The 20154-nt window shown below is 47.6% G+C and carries 16 protein-coding genes and 1 pseudogene; 11 read left to right on the top strand and 6 right to left on the bottom strand.

What is annotated here, in order from left to right; all coding sequences use genetic code 11:
- Positions 1–49 precede the first annotated feature (49 nt).
- The 4 genes from wecA (at position 50) to BZG80_RS13295 (ending at position 3926) form a co-directional block, all read left to right on the top strand.
- Positions 50–1150: a UDP-N-acetylglucosamine--undecaprenyl-phosphate N-acetylglucosaminephosphotransferase gene (gene wecA / locus BZG80_RS13310; protein WP_077677018.1), complete on the top strand. Its 1101-nt coding sequence runs from the start codon at positions 50–52 to the stop codon at positions 1148–1150.
- A gap of 194 nt (positions 1151–1344) precedes the next feature.
- Positions 1345–2637 carry an O-antigen ligase family protein gene (locus tag BZG80_RS13305; protein ID WP_077679574.1) on the top strand — a complete coding sequence of 431 codons (1293 nt, stop codon included), beginning with the start codon at positions 1345–1347 and terminating at the stop codon, positions 2635–2637.
- Between the two features lie 222 nt (positions 2638–2859).
- Positions 2860–3165, top strand: a complete 306-nt coding sequence (locus BZG80_RS13300; protein ID WP_077460448.1) for a PTS fructose transporter subunit IIB — start codon at positions 2860–2862, stop codon at positions 3163–3165.
- Positions 3162–3926: a PTS sugar transporter subunit IIA gene (locus BZG80_RS13295; RefSeq protein ID WP_077679573.1), complete on the top strand. Its 765-nt coding sequence runs from the start codon at positions 3162–3164 to the stop codon at positions 3924–3926. Before BZG80_RS13300 ends, BZG80_RS13295 begins: the two co-directional genes overlap by 4 nt.
- On the opposite strand, the gene BZG80_RS13290 is transcribed toward BZG80_RS13295, so the two are convergent.
- Positions 3917–4780 (bottom strand): helix-turn-helix transcriptional regulator, encoded by an 864-nt coding sequence (locus BZG80_RS13290; protein ID WP_077679572.1) that lies wholly within the window; start codon positions 4778–4780, stop codon positions 3917–3919. The two genes, BZG80_RS13295 and BZG80_RS13290, sit on opposite strands and share 10 nt — an antisense overlap.
- Before the next feature lie 249 nt (positions 4781–5029).
- Here BZG80_RS13290 and BZG80_RS13285 point away from each other — a divergent pair, with 249 nt between their 5' ends.
- The 7 genes from BZG80_RS13285 to uhpC all read left to right on the top strand — a co-directional run bounded on the left by BZG80_RS13285 (position 5030) and on the right by uhpC (position 13515).
- Entirely contained in the window at positions 5030–6478 is a 1449-nt protein-coding gene (locus tag BZG80_RS13285) for a PTS fructose transporter subunit IIABC (protein WP_445177064.1), read from the top strand.
- A gap of 1 nt (position 6479) precedes the next feature.
- Positions 6480–6941, top strand: coding sequence for a hypothetical protein (locus tag BZG80_RS16280; protein WP_445177063.1), 462 nt, complete (start codon positions 6480–6482; stop codon positions 6939–6941).
- Between the two features lie 18 nt (positions 6942–6959).
- Positions 6960–8135 (top strand): mannose-6-phosphate isomerase, class I, encoded by a 1176-nt coding sequence (gene manA, locus BZG80_RS13280; RefSeq protein ID WP_077679571.1) that lies wholly within the window; start codon positions 6960–6962, stop codon positions 8133–8135.
- 457 nt (positions 8136–8592) lie between these two features.
- Positions 8593–9990, top strand: coding sequence for a hexose-6-phosphate:phosphate antiporter (gene uhpT, locus BZG80_RS13275; protein WP_077679570.1), 1398 nt, complete (start codon positions 8593–8595; stop codon positions 9988–9990).
- 106 nt (positions 9991–10096) lie between these two features.
- Entirely contained in the window at positions 10097–10705 is a 609-nt protein-coding gene (gene uhpA, locus BZG80_RS13270; RefSeq protein ID WP_077679569.1) for a transcriptional regulator UhpA, read from the top strand.
- Positions 10702–12213: a signal transduction histidine-protein kinase/phosphatase UhpB gene (gene uhpB / locus BZG80_RS13265; RefSeq protein WP_077679568.1), complete on the top strand. Its 1512-nt coding sequence runs from the start codon at positions 10702–10704 to the stop codon at positions 12211–12213. The genes uhpA and uhpB overlap by 4 nt, the downstream gene beginning before the upstream one ends.
- A 12-nt stretch (positions 12214–12225) precedes the next feature.
- On the top strand, positions 12226–13515 hold the full coding sequence (gene uhpC, locus BZG80_RS13260; protein WP_077679567.1) for an MFS transporter family glucose-6-phosphate receptor UhpC: 1290 nt from the start codon (positions 12226–12228) through the stop codon (positions 13513–13515).
- Positions 13516–13559: 44 nt separating this feature from the next.
- On the opposite strand, the gene BZG80_RS13255 is transcribed toward uhpC, so the two are convergent.
- The 5 genes and pseudogenes from BZG80_RS13255 to BZG80_RS13235 form a co-directional block, all read right to left on the bottom strand.
- On the bottom strand, positions 13560–14744 hold the full coding sequence (locus BZG80_RS13255; protein ID WP_077679566.1) for a glycosyltransferase family 4 protein: 1185 nt from the start codon (positions 14742–14744) through the stop codon (positions 13560–13562).
- Positions 14741–16399 (bottom strand): heparinase II/III family protein, encoded by a 1659-nt coding sequence (locus BZG80_RS13250; protein ID WP_077679565.1) that lies wholly within the window; start codon positions 16397–16399, stop codon positions 14741–14743. The genes BZG80_RS13255 and BZG80_RS13250 overlap by 4 nt, the downstream gene beginning before the upstream one ends.
- Entirely contained in the window at positions 16396–17529 is a 1134-nt protein-coding gene (gene wecB / locus BZG80_RS13245; RefSeq protein WP_077679564.1) for a non-hydrolyzing UDP-N-acetylglucosamine 2-epimerase, read from the bottom strand. The genes BZG80_RS13250 and wecB overlap by 4 nt, the downstream gene beginning before the upstream one ends.
- Positions 17526–18728 (bottom strand): UDP-N-acetyl-D-mannosamine dehydrogenase, encoded by a 1203-nt coding sequence (wecC, locus tag BZG80_RS13240; protein ID WP_077679563.1) that lies wholly within the window; start codon positions 18726–18728, stop codon positions 17526–17528. The genes wecB and wecC overlap by 4 nt, the downstream gene beginning before the upstream one ends.
- A gap of 81 nt (positions 18729–18809) precedes the next feature.
- Positions 18810–19936, bottom strand: a pseudogene (locus tag BZG80_RS13235) (ISAs1 family transposase).
- Between the last annotated feature and the right edge of the window lie 218 nt (positions 19937–20154).

The raw sequence follows: 20154 nt of genomic DNA, 5'->3' as shown, positions 1-20154 counted from the left end.
ACATGGCATATACTAAACAACTGAGCCGTCATCCCAAAAGGATTATCCTGTGATTGTTTCATTCGCCGACTTGGCCTTATTACTTTTTTTCTCGACTGCTTCCCTGTTTTTGCTGCGAAAAGCGGCTAAACGTGTTGGATTGGTCGACAAGCCGGATCATCGCAAACAGCACGCTGGTACCGTACCACTTGTCGGCGGTATCGCGATCTGCCTTTCTCTGGTGTATTTTTTAATCAACAACCCGTCTATTATTCCGCACAGTGGTTTGTATGCCAGCTGTATGCTGATTTTAGTGGCAATTGGCGTATTGGATGACAAGTTCGATATCGATTTTAAGCTGCGTTTTGGTGTACAAGGCGCGCTTGCTATCGCAATGATAGTGCTTGGTAACATTGAGCTTAGCCGCCTAGGCGACATTTTTGCCACAGGGCGTATCCAACTCGACAGCCTTGGCTATGTGTTAACGGTTTTCGCAGTCATTGGCGCAATTAATGCCTTTAATATGGTGGATGGTATTGATGGACTATTAGGAGGGTTGGCGACAGTCACCTTTGCCAGCTTGGGGGCATTGCTTTACCTTAATGGCCACTTCTCTATGGCCTATCTTTGCCTAGTACTCACTGTGATTATCTTGCCCTATTTAATGTTTAACCTTGGATTACTCGGCCGAGAGCGCAAAGTATTTATGGGCGATGCGGGCAGCATGCTGATCGGCTTCACGGTAGTGTGGTTTTTATTGTTGGCCAGCCAACATCCAACCAATGCGGCTATAAGACCAGTCACAGGGCTATGGCTGATTGCGCTACCACTGATGGACATGACAGCCATTATGTTTCGGCGCGTTAAACGTGGCGACTCGCCGTTTAAGCCCGATCGCGAACACTTACACCATATTTTTCAGCGTGTGGGGTTATCATCACGCCAAACCCTGGCAGCCATTTGTTTGCTGGCCAGCAGCTTAGCCGGCATTGGCATTGTAGGCGAGCTGCTCCAGATCCATGAAACCATCATGTTTGTGGGCTTTCTCGCATGTTTTGGTGGTTACTGCCTAATGCTACGCTACATCTGGCGCATTACCTCTTTTTTTAGAGCAAAGCTGGGAAAGAACCGGTTTGAAGAAGGGGCAGGCGTTCTAGGGGCTAGAGACTAGAAACTAGAGGCTAGAGGCTAGAGGCTAGAGGCTAGAGGCTAGAGACTAGAGACTAGAGGCTAGAGACTAGAGGCTAGAATTAGCAAACAAAAAATAGCAAGAATGAGCAATCTAGGTATAATGCGCGAGCATTTATTACCCATACGTATGCGTTCACATACTGAGAATCGACAGAGGGAAAAGCGTTGTTACTCATGTCTCGCCAAACACTCGTTAGTAGCCTATGTTTTGCTTATTTTGCCACGCTACTTATCACACCAGACGCCTACAAATATATCGCTGTTGGGTTGGCGCTGGTTGCGCTAATCTTACTCCCCGGCACATGGAAGGCGCTAAAAAGCCGCCCCGCCCTGTTAATAGCCGGTGCATTTCTGCTTTATGTCATCGTCACTGTCGCCTTCGCACTCCCCGACTGGCACTACGAACAAATGGATATGCCGAGTCGCCTACTATTAGCGATCATGGTTTTTGCCCTGCTGCTCACTACCCCGCCCTCGCTTAAAGCGGTGTTGTATGGCTGTGCCATTGGTGCGTCTGCTGTCGGGCTAATTGCGCTTTATCAACACTACATGCTCGATATTCGTGCACTGGCATCGGGCGGGTTCATGCCCATTCAAGTGGCCGGCATGGCTGCAAGCCTCAGTATTTTCAGTATTTTTGCGTATATTTATAGTTGCCAACACGCGCTGCCAACATTAAAGAAACTGGCTTTTTTTGGGATCACCTTAGGGTTTATTGCCACATTATTGAGCGGAGGACGTGGCTCGTGGGTTATCACTCCCTTTGTGGCATTATGGGCCGTAATATATTACCGAAAAGCGTTTAGCCCAAAAGACTATGTCGCGATGGCTGCCAGTATCGTACTGATTATTGCCACTGCACTGGTGCCCGCGTTAAACAGAGCGGGGCTCGTATTCTCAGACTTAAACCAATACCAACAAGCCACCCAAACCATTGCGCCGACGCAAAGCACCGAGAACACACCAACCTCTGCCACCCCTGCCCCCACATCAGAAGGGGAGCAGGCGGCAAACACACCAACCGTTAAAAGCTCCTCAGGGATACGGGTGGAATTATGGAAAACCGCCCTGCACCTATTTTCTGATAATCCAATCGCGGGAACCGGTTACACCCACTACACGCAACACAAGCAGCAGGTGGTTGATCAAGGATATGTCGACCCGATAGTGATGCACTTTAGTCGCGCTCATAACCAGTTGTTAGAAGAGCTGCAAGTGAAGGGATTAATTGGCGGCATAACGCTCCTTTTCTTGCTTATCGCACCTTGGCTCGCGACGAAAAAAGTACACGTACCCGCGCGCCCAGCCAACCAACTCGCCGCGGTGATGCTGCGTTGTCACGTGGTCCTGATAGCCGGTTACATGCTGACACAGCACTACATTAACCACCATTCAGGTATTTTGTTCTTTTCGCTCGGGGTGGTGATATTTGCCAGTATGGCGTTGCGGGGAGAGGCTAGAGGCTAGAGGCTAGAGGCTAGAGGCTAGAGGCTAGAGGCGATTTTATAAGCCGCTTTGAGATTTTCCTAGTCTCCAGTTTCTAGAAGCGAAGCGTCTAGTCTCTTCTCCATATTCCAGATCCCGAATACCGATGACGGAATACAGAGTACAGAAAAAACAAGAACCCCAATGCAAGATACAAGCACTGGGGGTTTTAAATACTCAACCAACAATGACGTTTCAACCACTATGAACAACATCGTCGCAATTACCGCTTGTCCGACTGGTATCGCCCACACTTACATGGCGGCTGAGCAGCTTGAGAAAGCCGCCAAAAGTCTTGGTATTCAGATAAAGGTGGAAACCCAAGGGGCAATGGGGATTGAAAATGCCTTATCACTCGATGAGATCATGAAAGCAGAGTGCGTGGTTATTGTCTCTGATATCGAGCTAGAAAAAGCAGAAAGGTTGAGTCACTCAACCATTGTTCGCCTTGCCATGGAAGACGTTCTCACGGATGCGAAAGCGGCGCTACAAACGCAACTTTCCCTATGACGGGCGCATTTGTTTGCTTTTCGGCGCCGCTGCAAGGTTTAGTCAGCTGGCAAATGAGCGAGTTGGCAAGGCTATGCTCACTGTTTAGTGGAAAAAGCACCTTTGTGAATGTCAGCAAAGACTGCACAGCAGCGACCACCGACACCTTATCCATGCTTGCCACGGGCACCCAGCCCAATGATATTTGCCTGCTTCTGATTGAGGGAGCAGATGCCGAGCTAATGTGCTTAGTGCTCGCTGAGTACGTCAGTAAGCACTGGCATTTACTCAGCACCTCTGCGTTTACTGCTGCCGCAAACAATCCGTTAGACACGCCATCGCGCTTCGCGCATCCAAATCTGTGCGTTGAAAGATTACACACCCAAGCGACACAGTGTGAATCGCTGTTTAGGGAGATCGTTGAACGCGTCGCGGAAAAAGACACATCACTGCAAGCTTATGCGGCTTTTATGGCGCGAGAAGCGCATTCATCCACTTACCTTGGCGATCAGGTTGCACTCCCCCATATTATTGATAGCAGCATCCCTCATCCCGCCATCATAGTGACTCGCTGTCAGCCAGCGATTACCTGGTTGAATCAAGAATCGGTTTCACTGTGTATTGCGATCGCGGTCCCCAGCGACATCGAGCGTACGACACTACGCGCCATCAGCCGCCTGTCTCGCCGTTTGTCTTCATCCGCATTCCGGCGCTGGCTGATACACTGCAATGACATTCCTACCCAAATTGCGATGCTAGATGCCGCATTAGATCAGGATTGATGACTGAGCCGTCGATATTCAGAAGGGGTCTTGCCCGTTCTCGCTTTAAACACGCGGCAGAAATAGTTCACATCATTAAACCCACAACGACAGGCAATATCGACTAATCGGAACTCATAACGCATCAACATAAATTTGGCTCGGTCAATGCGCACCCATACAATGTAATCTGCCAGTGTCATATGCCCATATTGTTTAAATAAACGTGACAGATGGCTCGGGCTGATGTGGAAATGCGCGGCAATATCCGCACGCGAAAGGGCTTGCTGGTAATGCTCTTGAATGTAAATACAGATCCCCTGGTAGAGATCTTCCCCGCGAGAGTGGGCATTGAATATTGGTTTATCAACTAATTGATGGGTGTAGGCTAACAACGCCTTAATCAAATACCCATCGGTTAGGTGCTTGTTTGGCTCTTTCGCAAGCGCGTTTAGCGCTTCTAGAATGTTATCCACCGCAAAGCCTGCACGCATCGGCACGGAGAACTTCTGCACACCGTAAAATCCGGCCACGTTAGCGCGTTTATTCACAAGGCTAAACCCCAACTGCCGGCGGCCATACAGCAAACTCAGCACCGAGCATGAATGTTGCCAATCGGGTTTGTTCCAGCAGTTTGGCGCGATATAAAGCGCCTCGCCACCGACCAACGTGTGTGTTTTTACGCCCTCAGGCGTCGAGACAATATTGGTATATTGACCAGACACCACAATTTCTAAGCGTGGAAAGTTAACTTGATAGCTAAAAGCCTCAGGCACTTGCCAATCATTGGCAAAGATCACCCGACCAAACTGCTCGTCAGGTGATTTCAGTAGTTCAAGCAAATGAGAAAAGCTGGTAGGTGTCGAGGCTTTCATTATCATCCCTATCCGATCGTTTTCGGGCTCGCTGTCCAAAACGGCAAATGACCGCAAACGGCGTCAGTACGACGCATCAGCAACACCGCCATTATACCCATACGATCTGCCATTGCCGCTAATGAGCGAGATCACATTAAAAATGGTTGGGCACAATCATCCAGTAAATGCTATTTCTCTGCACTATTTTCCAGCCGCATACGGGCGCAAACTGATCACCATGTTCACACGAATCGGCAGGAGCCCATCATGATATCTGAACTGATCAACGAGCGCTTGATACGTCTCAACCTCGACGCCACCAGCAAGCAAGATGTATTTAATGAACTGAGCCAAGCATTGGTCGATAATGACCGTGTTAGTGATAAAGCCGCATTTATTGCGGATGTGAATGCGCGCGAAGCCCTAGGTAATACAGGCTTTGAAGCGGGCATCGCACTTCCTCATGCAAAAAGTGACGCCGTTACCAAACCCGGTGTGGTCATCGGTATTAGCCGAGACGGCATCGATTACGGTGCAGAAGATGGCGAGCGGTCTCATATCTTTTTTATGATTGCCTCTCCCACTAACGGTGGCGACCATCATATTGAAGTGCTGGCTTCCCTTTCTTCCAAACTTATTGAGCCAGGATTCACGCAAGCGCTGCTTGCAGCCAACACGCCCAGTGAGGTCATGACACTTCTGACTCAGCCCAGCAAAGAAAGCAATAATACGGGACCGAAAAAAGGCCTCCTTATTGGTGTAACCGGTTGTCCGGCGGGGGTGGCACATACCTATTTAGCGGCCGAAGCGCTTGAAAAAGCCGCTGACGAACTGGGTTATGAGATAAAAGTAGAAACCAACGGCTCGATTGGGGTTAAAAACTCACCCACACAAGACGACATATTACGCGCCGATGCGATTGTCGTTGCTTGTGATAAACAAACCGATATGACCCGTTTCAACGGCAAATCTGTGGTCGAAGTCGGCGTTAAAGAAGCAATTCGCGACGGTAAAGGCTTAATCGAAAACGCACTTAATGCCAGCCCTTATCAAGCTGCGGGTACGTCCAAGCAAAGCACAAACACCAACGCACCGTCCACTGGCACCACAAACTGGCGGAGTAACTTATATCGCTATCTGATGAATGGTGTCTCGCACATGATCCCCTTTGTGGTCACTGGCGGGCTATTGATTGCGCTGTCTCTCGCCATTGGCGGTGAGCCAACGGAAGCGGGCATGGCCATTCCAGAAGGCAGTGCATGGCAACAAGTGCTCGATGTCGGTGTGATTGCCTTCCAATTAATGATCCCAGTGCTTGCCGGCTATATCGCCTATGCGATTGCGGATCGCCCGGCACTTGCGCCAGGGTTAATTGGTGGCTGGATTGCCAATACCGGCAGCTTTTACGGCGCTGAAGCGGGCACCGGCTTTATCGGTGCCATCATTGCGGGTTTACTTGTGGGGTATTTCGTCAAATGGGTCAGCGGAATTAATTACCATAAATTCCTCCAACCACTCGTTCCCATTATGATTGCGCCGATTACCGGTACCCTGTTTATCGCCGCGCTATTTATCTTTGTGATTGGGGCGCCCATTGCCAGCCTGATGGATTCACTTACCGCCATGCTCACCGCCATGAGCACCGGTAACTACATTTTATTAGGGATTGTACTGGGCGGCATGGCAGGCTTTGATATGGGGGGGTCCATTCAATAAAGTGGCTTTCTTATTCTCCGTGGGGATGATTGCAAGCGGACAAACTCAATTTATGGGTGCGATGGCTTGTGCTATCCCAGTCGCTCCCCTAGGAATGAGTTTAGCAACCGTGCTAGGCCGTAAGCTTAATATCTTTGAAGCCACTGAACACGAAGCCGGTAAAGCGGCGGGGGCTATGGGCCTGGTCGGAATTTCAGAAGGGGCGATTCCCTTTGCCGCCCAAGATCCTATTGCGGTGATCCCCGCCAATATGATTGGTTCGATGGTGGCGGCGGTGATGGCCTTTGGATTCGGTGTGACTAACAGCGTGGCGCATGGTGGCCCCGTGGTGGCATTACTGGGCGCAATGAACAAACCTGTTATTGCCCTTATTTGTATGATTGCCGGCGCGGTGGTGACTGCATTGGTTTGCGTTAGCTTGAAGAAGGCGCGCAAAGCCCAGTGGCTGCAATCAGCCGCTTAATTATGCTATAACCACACCATTATTATCACTTTCGGCCTCGCCAATCAATGGGGGAGCTGCACGGCTCTGCCAGCACTGTTTAATATTGCGAACCCCGACCAACAGCCGCAAGCTGAAATCTGGATGGGCGCGCACCCTAAAGCCAGCTCCGAGATACACGTTGGCGAAGCTTGGCTGCCGCTTAATACCTTGATTGCGTCTGACCCGCAATCCGCCTTATCCGCTGAGATTTATCAACGCTTTGGTGAACTGCCTTTTCTATTCAAAGTGCTCGCCGCAGACACAGCGTTATCCATCCAGGTACACCCAAGCAAACAAGAAGCCGAACACGGCTATCAAAAAGAAAACCAACAAGGCATTTCCCTATCAGCCGCACATCGTAACTACAAAGATCCCAATCACAAGCCTGAACTGATTTATGCGCTGACCCCGTTTAAAGCGATGAACGGGTTTCGCCCTTATTCAGACATTATTGCGAACATTGCAAAAGTCAATCACGATTCACTCACTACTATTTTTCAATCCTTTACCGATTTCCCGGCTGAAGACTCGCTACAAAGCGCCTTCGCTCAGCTATTAGCGCTTGAGGCAACCGATAAAGCGGCAGCAGTCGACGGTTTAATGGCAGTGGCCAATCAAAACGCGACGGAAGCCCCCTTCGATACCATTATTGATTTGGCGACACAGTATCCAGGCGATATTGGCCTGTTTGCGCCGTTATTGCTAAATGTCGTGACACTCGCGCCGGGGGAAGCGATGTTTTTGCACGCGCGCACCCCTCACGCTTACATTCAGGGTGTCGGACTCGAAGTCATGGCCAACTCCGACAACGTATTGCGAGCCGGACTCACCCCCAAGCATATCGATGTTGATGAGCTGATTGCCTGCACAAGCTTTGCTCCTATAGCAACGGCTAACATAACACTCGAACCGACACGCACTGACCAAGGAACGCATTACCCGGTCGCGGTGCCTGATTTTTCCTTTACGCATTACCTTCAGGTTGACGATCTCACATGCCATATGCACAGCGGTGAAATCATCTTCGCCATTGATGCCCCACTGACTGTTTCTCATGGCGACCACAAGCTGACCATTGAAAAAGGCGAGTCTATTTTTATACCGGCGTGTACGAGCGAGTATCAATTACACTGCCAGGGCGGCGCTGTGAGGGTGTTTAATCAGATAGGATAAATGAGGAGGGGCCTAGAATACGGAGAAGAGCAGCCTCGTACTTGCATTGAGGCCTTTGCTTTTCCTGTACTATGTATTCCGTAATCGGTATTCGTGAATGGGAATACGGAGCGCTGCGCTTACAGAGTACGGGAAAAAGCCGCCTCGTGCTTGCATTAGTTTTTTTGCTTTTTCTGTATTCAGTAATCTGTATTCGTGAATGTGAATACGGAGCGCTTCGCTTACAGAATACGGAGAAGATCGAGGCTTGGAACTGCTTCCTGACCTTTTACTCAGCCGTTTATCGTATTTGTCTTTTATGATGCTTAACGTTTGTTGTGATGCCTTTCACGATTTATAACCTACTCAATAAAAACTAAGACAATTTCCTAGTTCAACTAAGCCGTCGTCTCAAGGGAGCGGCGTCATCGCGCCGTATACTGCTTGCCATTACCTCCACTCACTTACGAGCGAACTTATGTTGAACTTTCTCAATCAAGTCAGAAAGCCCACATTAGATCTGCCAGCTGAACAGCGCAGAAAAATGTGGCTCAAACCTTTCCTGCAATCTTACTTAGTCGTTTTTATTGGCTATTTAACCATGTATCTGGTGCGAAAAAACTTCAACGTCGCTCAGAACGATATGATCAATCAGTATGGCCTCTCCATGACCGAATTGGGGATGATTGGTCTCGGTTTCTCTGTCACCTACGGGATTGGTAAAACCGTTGTTTCCTACTACGCCGATGGCAAGAATACAAAGCAATTCCTCCCGTTTATGCTGATCCTTTCTGGTCTTTGTATGCTTGGCTTCAGCTTTAGTTTGGGCGGCGGTAGCATCAGCCTCTTTCTAATGGTGGCGTTTTACTCACTGAGCGGCTTTTTCCAAAGTACCGGTGGTCCATCAAGCTACTCAACCATTACTAAATGGACACCGAGCAACAAACGCGGGTCATACCTTGGTTTGTGGAATATGTCGCACAATGTCGGTGGTGCCGGTGCCGCCGGTGTGGCCTTGTTTGGTGCCAACGTTTTCTTTGATGGTAACGTCATCGGGATGTTCGTGTTCCCTGCAGTCATTGCAATCATCGTTGGTGCAATTGGGATGCGATATGGTAGTGACTCACCAGAAGCCTATGGGCTAGGCACCGTAGAAGAGCTTTTCGAAGAACCGATAAGTGATGAAGATCGTGAAGCTGAAGAAAACAAGATGACGAAAAAGGAAATGTTCCTTAAGTATATCTTGAAAAACAAAGTCATTTGGCTGCTATGCTTTGCTAACATCTTCCTATACATCGTTCGCATTGGTATCGACCAATGGTCTACCGTGTATGCGTATCAAGAGCTGGGCTTCTCAAAAGAGACCGCGATTTCTGGCTTTACCATGTTTGAAGTCGGCGCGCTGGTTGGCACACTGATGTGGGGATACCTTTCAGATCTTGCTAACGGGCGCCGTGCACTGGTTGCTTGCGTTTCCCTCGCACTCATTGTCATGACACTCGAGTTCTACCAATACGCCACCAGCGAATTTATGTACCTGTCTGCATTGTTTGCGCTCGGTTTCCTCGTGTTTGGTCCGCAACTATTGATCGGTGTCGCCGCGGTTGGCTTTGTACCGAAAAAAGCGATCAGTGTCGCCGATGGCGTGAAAGGTACCTTTGCGTATCTGATTGGTGACAGCTTCGCTAAACTGGGCTTAGGGATGGTGGCCGATGGCACGCCAGTCTTTGGCTTAACGGGCTGGAAAGGCACCTTTGCGGCACTGGATGCCTCTGCACTGATCTGCTTAGGCTTACTGGCCATGGTGGCTGTCGCTGAAGAGCACAAAATCCGCAAAAAGAAAAAGGCGATGAAGCTCAAGGCACAGGCATTATAAATTGAACGCGCAGTCAGCCCCACAGCGCTGCGCGCTCAACAATTGATATACCACATTGCATTAGCGTCATACTGGCGCTAATGTACTGCTTTTTTGCAGGCAGTCTATGATCAACGTTGTATTGATTGACGACCATCGAATCGTACGGTCCGGTTTTGGTCAACTGTTAAATATTGAACCTGATATCAATGTGATTGGGGAATTTGGCTCGGCAAAAGAGGCCCGCCAGCACCTACCTGGATTGTCGGTGCATGTCTGTATTATGGATATCTCTATGCCTAATGAGAGCGGCCTGCACTTACTCGAGCAGCTTCCCTCTAGTATTAACACATTAATGCTAAGTGTTCATGACTCGGCCAGTATGATTGAAAAAGCACTGCAACTGGGTGCTAAAGGCTACCTCAGTAAAAACTGCCACCCAGATGATCTCATTCAAGCTGTGAGAACCTTGGCACAAGGTGGCTTTTTTGTGACCAAAGATATCGCACTGCAACTCGCTGCACCAACCCACCCTTCGTCGTGTCAATTAACCACACTCACCCGCCGTGAAAAGCAAGTAGCGACACTGATTGCAGACGGATATGACATCAAACATATTGCCGACCAATTGGGGATTAGCCCAAAAACAGTGCATGTTCACCGTGCCAATGCAATGGAAAAACTCGCGGTCGATAACAATGTGTGCCTAGCAAAAAAACTCCAACAGGATGTATGAACAAAGCCACGGTTAACTGGATCATCAACGCCCTTTGCATTTTGTTTTTCGTACTCTGTGCATGGGTCAGTCTTTGGGTGATCAGCCGTTTTCTCTTGCCCACGAATACCCTCGCAGTGGTATTTTTACCCTTTGCCTGTCGCCTTGGGTTGATTATCACAACTCGTCGTACGTATTGGGCGGCCATTTACTTGGCCGAATGGCTGGCCTTGGCCATTCTTTTTCAATACTTACCCAGCCAAGATTGGCTTCGTTTAGGGTTACTCAGTGTTCTTTCATGGCCAATATGTCATGTACTAACGGCTTATGCGCACCGCCACCATTGGCCGTTTTTATTACTCGCCAGTGTGGCGGGGTTGGGCCAAAGTGCCACTATCGTGAGTCTGGGGGCGACGTTATCAAGCGATAACATGCTGTTATTACTGGCGCCGCTTACCGCCATGTTAATTGTCCTGCCCTGTTGCTATTTGCTCACTTTTTACCTGTTCTCAAAGCCATGGGGCATGGTTTCTGCCCGTATCGCACACACGCCGATCCTCTTTCATTGGCGCGATGGGCTAATATGCAGCGCCGCGTTTATCTTTAACTTACTCATTCAAACGCAATTACCTCCCTCACTGGACCGTTTTGCACCGTTTTGTTTGGCGATTCCCATCATTTTGTTTGCGCTAAAATATGGCTGGCAAGGTGCATTTCTTGCGACTCTGTTCAATAGTTTGGCATTGGTGGCTGCCCATACCGACGCCCCAGCGACCGCCACGGTAGCCACTGTCGAGTTATTGTTATCACTTGCTGTGCAAACTATGACCGGCATTGGGCTGGGGCTTGCCGTGCAGCGTCAGCGCGATCTTACTACTGGTATTCAGCAACAACTGCGCAAGAACCAATATTTGTCGCGTCAACTGATCAGCACTGAAGAAAAGATCCGACGAGATATTGCTCGCGAGCTACACGATGATGTCGGCCAGAACATAACCGCCATCAAAACCCACGCGAATATCATTAAACGACTGGATAACGATCACGCTTATGCCCCGTATGTGCAAGTGATTGAAGACATGTCGATGAACATTTATCAATCAACCAAAACCTTACTTGCGCAATTGCGGCCAACCGTTTTAGATGATGTTAGCTTTGATGATGCCGTTAGCCAGTTGGCGCATGATATGGGATTTGCCGCCCAAGGGATTGATATAAGGCTTTCGATTACTCACCATCATCCAGTAAGCGACACCGTGCGTGTTACCCTCTACCGAATTTGCCAAGAGGCATTGAATAATATTCATAAACACGCCAATGCACGTCATGTCGCCGTTGTTATTTCATTGGGTCATACTAGCGCCTTGCAAGTGACGGATGACGGCTGTGGTTTTACCCCTAAAGACACCGTTAACGGCTTTGGTCTGAAAGGCATTCGAGAGCGAGTCGTAGCAATGGGCGGCGATTGCGATATTCAATCCAATCAAAATGGAACATCGCTCACGCTATCACTTCCACACATACCTTAAACAAGTAAGATCATGACAACACAGACGCGTACCCAAGACACCCTCTACGCCTATTGGCGGCGCCATATTATGCTGGGCATGTATGTGGGCTATGCAGGCTTTTATTTAACCCGTAAAACACTGAGTGCTGCCTCGCCGGCGTTGATTACAAACCTAAATATCGATATGGCGCATATCGGCTTAATGGGAACGCTATTTTCGTTAACCTACGGCGTGTCGAAGTTTGTATCGGGAATGATTGCAGATCAAACCAACTCACGTTTTTTTATGAGCACAGGGCTCATATTGACGGGCGTGATTAGCCTGGTTTTCAGCCAAATGCACAGTATTGCTGCTTTGACTGCATTGTGGGTGGCTAATGCTTGGTTTCAGGGATGGGGATGGCCAGCGTGTGCCAACTTGCTAACCAGCTGGTACTCCCGCAACGAGCGTGGCGTGTGGTGGGCTGTTTGGAATACAGCACATAACCTTGGTGGTGCCATTGTGCCGGTGTTAGTCGCGTATTTAGTCATCCATGTGAATTGGCAGGCTGGGTTTGCCTTACCCGGCGTGGCCGCGATTGTGATTGGGCTGTTATTGTTTTTTTACTTACGTGATAAACCCAAATCACTTGGGTTGCCCAATATTGGCGATTGGCGCAAAGACAAGCTAGAGCAATTTCACGAAGCAGACAGCCCTTCTTTAGCCTATCGCACTATTTTGCATCGCTATGTGCTCACCAACCGCTATCTGTGGTTACTCGCGGTCAGCTATATCATGGTGTATATCGTCCGCACCGCCATTTACGACTGGGGCAATATTTATCTTACCCAACAGCATCACTACAGCTTGATTCAAGCCAATGTTGCCTTGGCCATGTTTGAAGTCGGCGGGGTATTAGGCTCGCTGGTCGCAGGCTGGGGATCTGACCGAATTTTTGCCGGTAACCGCGGGCCCATGTGCATTTTGTTTGCCACCGGTATTTTTCTATCGGTCGCTGCGTTCTGGCTATTTCCGTTCACCGACATTTTTATTCACGCACTGTTGCTATTTTGCGTGGGCTTTTTTGTGTTTGGCCCGCAGATGCTCATTGGCATGGCTGCAGCTGAGTGCTCCCACAAACAAGCAGCAGGCGCGTCGACAGGCTTTGTCGGCATTTTTGCCTACTTGGGCGCAGCTGCAGCTGGCTACCCTCTCGCGCTGATTATTGAAGCTTTCGCGTGGCAAGGCTTTTTCATCGCTATTGCGTTATGTGCGGTGACCATTGGGCTGGTACTGCTCCCTTTTTTAAGAATGCAGGTGGATACGAGCGAGGGAAAATAGAACAACGCAGCGACGCGGTTTAGAGCTAGGACGCTAGGCCCTTGTTATCTTAAGTCGGGATCAGCTACTAGTAAAATATCATCCGCTAAACCTTTCATGATCTCAGTGCGAGCAAAACTCGCTGTAAAATCAGTTCTTGGCTGCGTGACTAATTGTAAGTTGGCAAAAGCGTCTACAGCATCTTTATCATTGCAAGGTGAAAAGATTGCTGCATTGTCGATATTCTCTTGAATAAATTTTGCGGCAAAACCGCCAACTCCTGCCCAAATTGGCTTTCCAAGTGCAGCATACTCAAAAACCTTAGAGGGAAGCACTTTTTTAAAGGCGTCATAGTCATTCAAGTGAAGAAAAAGAACATCGGCACTCTGGTAGAACCCAATTAACTCCTCTCGTGAGACCGGATCGACTAGTTCCACATTAGTACAGCCGGCATTTTGGAGCGCCTCAACCAAGTGCTTATATCTGCCCCCATCACCGATGAGCTTAAATTGCAACTTTCCTTCAAAATGTTTTGCTAAATTTGGAATTATGTGGTGTAACCCTTGGCCTTCACCCATATTTCCTGCGTAGATGACTTCGGGAATTGTGCGCGCACTAGACTGTTCAACTAACGGGCTGGCTTCAATAAAAGCTTTATCTATACCATTAGTAAATAGGCTAAATGCTTGATGAGGGTACCGATCCTGAAAGTAGGGCAAAAAACCACCAGACACCAAGTTGACTTTACTCGCTTTTTTGACAGTCCATCGTTCAATAAACGCAAAAATAGGCTTTATTATCCAAGCTAGCTTTCTAGATAATACATCCTTGATCGTATCGACAAAAATATCGCGAATATCAAGATATAACGGTACTTGCTTGCATTGTGAGACCCAAGCTCCTAACGCAGCAGTCATTAGCCGAGAGCTGCTAGCATAAACCAGATCATAATCGTTTCCCTTAACTAATTTATGGACTTGGCGTGCATAAATTACAAAAGCTTTCGATTGATCCAGCATCCCACTTTTGTGAGAAGGTAAAGCCACACGATGAATTGTTAATCCGGAAGATGTTTCCTGCTTAGGTGCATCCACACTAAAACTAGAGTAGCGATTAGGTAGCGTAGTCATCACCGTGATTTCGGAGCCTCTGGGCAGTTTTTTTTGTATCGCTTCGACCAATGCGGTATTGCGAAAAGACCCTGCAGATAAGTCAGGTTGAAAATGAAAACTGAGAATTAAAACTTTCAAGTCTCACTCCATGAAATGTGAGTTATTAGGTTATTAGAGAGAAAGGTCACGATGAGACAATGAGTTGCAACAGATAAACCAAAGCCAGGATGCCACTCACTGGACTTTTGCTGCACTATTCCACCTTCAAACCTTAATTCAACGACCTGCCCATTCTGCAGATAACCTTTCCAATGACTTCCAGCCACTCGTTCAAGGCACACCGCTGGGTGAACATGAAAATAGGCTTTAGCCTGATTAAATAGCCCTGTTACTCTATCTTCAATTACTAACGAACTCGGATTAGCAATCCACTGGCGCTGGTGTGTTACCTTGCCGCGCAAACGTTGATAGCCATCATGAGCAGCCTTAATTTGAACTCGGTGGCTGTTATTTTTGATGCTAAGGTCGATCGGTTTTGCCCTTCGAGCTACACGAAAGCCGGCCCATACCTCAGACGAGTTATGTCCATCAACCTCAACTGTATTGTGTGCGGAAGTAGCACGCTGTTGCTGGCGCTCAATCCCTTCTCCATACTGAGATATTCCGGAGTTCACTAATACACGCTGAGCAAAAAGACTCAGTTCAAAACTGAGAGTATCAGCATGAGCATGTCCTGGTTGATAATCCGGCCCCACCCGGCCAACATCTAGAACAATGCGATGTTGCTCAGGCCAGTCAATCACCGCGTAACCACTAGCTTTCATATGATTAAATTGCAAGGACGCATTGTCGTCGTCTGTATCACTACTCGGGCTACAGCCCAGTTGTTCGGCGTAGCGTTCCAACTGCTCTAAGGTTGGCGCGATACCCAAAGTGGCATCGTTAAAAAAAGCAATATCGCCATCTGGGTGGATCAGTTTACGCAACCATCTTACACCTTGCGTGATCACTCTCCGCCAACACTCAACTCGCTCATCGAAAATCGCCAACTGAGTCTGTTGTTGTAACTGTACGAGGTCACACACATCCCATAGAAGTGTTGCGTGGTACATCGGGGACAACTCATAGTGCCCACCATCGGTTAAGAATTGTTCACTAACTTCTTGATCCAGTATTGTTAAGCCTTCCTTTAACCAAGTGTCACCTTGTCTTCCACCCAAAAAAGTACCAACAAAAACCAACGCCTTTGCATTGGCAAAGAGATGGTTCGCGAGTATATGAAATTCAAGCTGTTGTATTAGCGCATCAGCTTGACAAGCCAAAGAGCGCAACCACTGCCTATCAATGGTATCCGGTGATAAACGACTAAAGAACTTAGTCCAATTGACTATGCGCAAAGATAAGCAATAAGGCTCCCACCCATTACCCTGGAGTGGTGGATTAGCTGCAATCCAATTCTCAACAAGTAGTCGGCATAGTTCGTCACGACTACTCACGCCTACGGCGTTAAGATCATCCTGATAATGAAGGTTATACAACCATAACTTAGAAAACCGATGGTTGTTCCACCCACTCGTTAAATCACCAGTTTCTCCTAAGAAAGTGAAACCCTCACCATCATCGGTGGCAGGTAAAAAAAATGCAGCGCCAGACCAAGAGCCTAATACACCACGTACTTCAGGCTCCGACATGTTTTTTAAGCGAGGCTTACGCATTTTGTAGTAAAGACGGTAAGCCACCTGCCTTATTTTGAGGTAGTGTACCGTGTGTAGAAGAAGGAATACTCGTTTCATTGAGCTTTCAAAAACTCCACGATGCGCTGGCAAGCCTTGCCGTCACCATAGGGGTTATGTGCTTGTGACATTTTTTGATAAAGCTCTTTATCATCGAGTAATTCCTGTACTGCTTGACGAATCACACTAGATTTTGTCCCGACAAGACGAACAGTGCCGGCATCCACCGCTTCAGGCCGCTCGGTAGTATCACGCATAACTAATACCGGCTTACCAAGTCCTGGGGCTTCTTCTTGAACGCCACCACTATCAGTCAACACCAAGTAAGCATGTTGCATCAAATACACAAAGGGCTCATAACCTAGAGGGGCTATTAAATGAACATTTTCCAAGCCACCCAGCAAACGGTTGACTGGCTCTTGAACATTTGGATTAAGGTGAACGGGATAAATAAAATGGGTGGTAGGGTTTGCCTTTGCTAACTCTCCTAAAGCTTCGCAAATATTTTCAAAACCACCACCAAAGTTCTCGCGTCGATGGCCTGTTACCAACACATAGCGGTTTTGAATGGCTCTAGAATCGAGTCCGGCTGACAATAACGTTGTACTAATTTGCTTTTGTAAATCAGGTGACTTCGCGATTTTCTCCGAAACCCACAACAGCGCATCAATGACAGTATTACCGGTAATCACCACTTGGTTGTCACTAATACCCTCAGATAGCAGCGCATTTTGATTGCGCTGGGTGGGAGCAAAATGCCAATGCGCCAACCTACCCGTTAACTGCCTATTAGCTTCTTCCGGCCAAGGAGAGTACAAGTCTCCAGTCCGCAAACCTGCTTCGACATGTCCCACTGAAACCTGTTGGTAAAAAGCAGCCAGAGAAGCTGCAAAAGTGGTCGCTGTATCACCATGTACCAGCACCAGATCCGGATTGAAGTCTTTTAATACACCCCGTAACCCCAACAATACCTTGGTAGTAACATCATACAAATCCTGCCCTGGTTGCATCACATTCAGATCATATTCAGGTTGCAACTCGAACAAGGATAAAACCTGATCAAGCATTTCCCTATGTTGCGCCGTAACAGCTACGCGTGTTTCGAAATGTGCATCAGCTTTTAGCGCCTTAACTAAAGGCGCCATTTTGATTGCTTCAGGGCGTGTTCCAAAAACTAATAATACTTTCATGCTTGAGTCACCCCACAGAAGTCGAGCACTTGGCCTTCAACTTCAAGATCTTTAAACTCTTGGTGCGCCACGAGATATACGACTAAATCGGCTTTTCCAGCAGCCTCTTGCCAATGAGTGAGAGATACGCTGGCGTGGGATTTTAAATTTGGCTCTACAGCCAATGGGTGAGTGCCGGCTGCAACTAACTGCTGGAATACCCAAAGTGCCGGAGATTCGCGTAAATCATCAATATTGGGTTTAAACGCTAGCCCCATGCAGGCTACCTGTGGCACTCTACCTTTTTCAGCTTTGAACCGTGCGACCTCAGTCTGAACTCTTTCCACTACCCACTCTGTTTTACGCGTATTCACCCCACGACCGGTGCGAATTAACTGAGCATCTTCTCCACCTTCATGGACGATGAACCAAGGATCTACGGCAATGCAGTGCCCACCGACTCCTGTACCAGGTTGTAGAATATTAACTCGCGGGTGACGGTTAGCGAGGCGAATTAACTCCCATACATCAATGCTAAACTTGTCACATAGCAGTGAGAGTTCATTAGCGAATGCGATATTGACGTCACGGAAGCTATTTTCGGTTAGCTTTGCCATTTCAGCGGTTCGTGCCGTGGTAACCAAAACTTCGCCGCTAACGAACGTGCGGTAAAATTCTGCAACCTTTTCACTTGCAACTGGTGTCATACCACCCACAATACGATCATTTTCCACCAATTCTCGCATAATATGACCCGGCAAAACGCGTTCTGGACAGTGGGCGATATACACTGCTTCGATATCAACGCCTGCTTCTCGCAACACATCTGCCACTTTTTCAGTCGTTCCTACTGGTGAGGTAGACTCCAGAATCACCAAGTCACCCGCTTTGACTACTGGTGCAATAGAGCGCGTCGCATCTAAGACATAATCAATATTGGGCACATACCCCTCATGAAATGGTGTGGGTACAGCAAGAATGAAAATATCCGCGGGCTCAGGCTTCAATGAAGCTGTTAGTTGGCCAGAATTGACTGCCGAACGAACAAATGAATCAAGTTCTGGCTCAACAATGTGAATTTCACCTCGGTTTATCGTATCAACGACTTCCGAAGAAACATCAACACCTTGAACTTGATAACCACGGTTAGCCAATAGGGCGGCCGATGGGAGGCCAATATAACCGAGGCCAACGATACAAATCTTTAACTCTAGTAGCATGTCAAAACTTACTCTTTGTTGAAAAAATGAAATATTACTAATTTAACCCTATGATACACGCAAAACGCATGAACATCCGCGTCATGAAAGGCTTCCCAGCACGGTCGCCAGGTACTCCTGGTCCATCGCACACATCATTCGCTTGCGTTGAATCCCGGCTTTGAAACTCTTCTCTTGCTTTAATAAATTCAAAACCATTTGCCTTATTCTTGCAAATACTTCCGCTCGGTCATCCACCCTAATTCGACATGCATCTTCTTTTAATCCAACATCGAGTTGCCAGTGCATTGATTCAATTAACCAGTGCGAGCGAGTGGCATCATGAAGCTCTTTCGCTGTCAGTGCTTTTGAGCTTATATAATAGCGTACAGAAATATCGGATTCGTCGGCGTGTTTGCCTTCTTGTCGAACACTCACCATGATGCCCATCGTTTTTAGTTCAGGCCAATCATAAGCCAAATCACCTAATACACTTAAATCGGTATTGATGAGTGCGCATCGTGTTTCTAAACGTCCATGCGATTTCTCTTGTGATGAGTAGCTATCACCTCAAAGTTTTGAAGCATTGAAGGCCGGTAATAGTTATCAAACGCTTTGTCTAACTTGCCTTGGTTTCCTTTAACAGCGAGCAAATAATCGGCATTTTTATTAATGATTTTCTGTGCGATTTTTCGCTGACAACCCATGGCATCTATAGTAATTAAACACCCAGAAATATCGAGCAATTCCAGCAGCTTAGGTATTTCAGTAATCTCATTGGTTTTACTATTTACTTTTGACTGTCCGAGGCATACACCGTTTGCGGTTGCGAACGCATTAACCATGTGAATAGCTGCTTGGTCTGTTGCTCTGTTATACGACCCATTCAGTGTTTTTCCATCAATGGCAACTACTTCACCATCCGTTAATTCATGACACGATTTCATCCATTCTATGAAGGCTTTTTGTAATGCTATTGTACTGATGGTTCCCATCACTCTTGCAATCGTATCTGCCGAGGGTGATGTTTTACCTGAGAAGCCAAAGCGTAATAAAAAATCACGCTGCTTACGTCGATAATCACTAATACCTTTCCAGGTATCATGACCAGACAACACCGCACAAATTGTTATCAAAATAATATCTGATAACGTATGTTCAACTTTACCTTCTTGGCGAATGTCTCTAATGGAAACGAAATGCATAAATGGACTTTTATCTTCTGTCATTTTTAATCTCCTAAACGTTAGGAGACCATTAAATCGCACTAAAAATGATCARCAAATTGACCCTTTGTTTTCACTTATTTTAATTGATAAACATGGCATGACGCACGGTTTTCAGCCCTAAGTGACAACTTAGTCATTAAGTTGTTAGCCCAGGCGTGGCGCGGATCTTCATGCGTTTTCCCTGCCCTGAAACGTCTATATATGCTACAAAAACAATC

This window comes from Salinivibrio sp. MA440 (assembly GCF_001996265.1).
GTDB classification, from domain to species: domain Bacteria; phylum Pseudomonadota; class Gammaproteobacteria; order Enterobacterales; family Vibrionaceae; genus Salinivibrio; species Salinivibrio costicola.
Note: the sequence above shows the minus strand (reverse complement) of the source record. Positions and strands in the feature narration are given on the sequence as shown.

Coding starts and splice junctions, on each gene's coding strand:
- BZG80_RS13305 (WP_077679574.1), top strand. CDS start 1,345: ATGTCTCGCCAAACACTCGTTAGTAGCCTATGTTTTGCTTATTTTGCC.
- BZG80_RS13300 (WP_077460448.1), top strand. CDS start 2,860: ATGAACAACATCGTCGCAATTACCGCTTGTCCGACTGGTATCGCCCAC.
- BZG80_RS13295 (WP_077679573.1), top strand. CDS start 3,162: ATGACGGGCGCATTTGTTTGCTTTTCGGCGCCGCTGCAAGGTTTAGTC.
- BZG80_RS13290 (WP_077679572.1), bottom strand. CDS start 4,780: ATGAAAGCCTCGACACCTACCAGCTTTTCTCATTTGCTTGAACTACTG.
- BZG80_RS13285 (WP_445177064.1), top strand. CDS start 5,030: ATGATATCTGAACTGATCAACGAGCGCTTGATACGTCTCAACCTCGAC.
- uhpT (WP_077679570.1), top strand. CDS start 8,593: ATGTTGAACTTTCTCAATCAAGTCAGAAAGCCCACATTAGATCTGCCA.
- uhpA (WP_077679569.1), top strand. CDS start 10,097: ATGATCAACGTTGTATTGATTGACGACCATCGAATCGTACGGTCCGGT.
- uhpB (WP_077679568.1), top strand. CDS start 10,702: ATGAACAAAGCCACGGTTAACTGGATCATCAACGCCCTTTGCATTTTG.
- uhpC (WP_077679567.1), top strand. CDS start 12,226: ATGACAACACAGACGCGTACCCAAGACACCCTCTACGCCTATTGGCGG.
- BZG80_RS13250 (WP_077679565.1), bottom strand. CDS start 16,399: ATGAAACGAGTATTCCTTCTTCTACACACGGTACACTACCTCAAAATA.
- wecB (WP_077679564.1), bottom strand. CDS start 17,529: ATGAAAGTATTATTAGTTTTTGGAACACGCCCTGAAGCAATCAAAATG.
- wecC (WP_077679563.1), bottom strand. CDS start 18,728: ATGCTACTAGAGTTAAAGATTTGTATCGTTGGCCTCGGTTATATTGGC.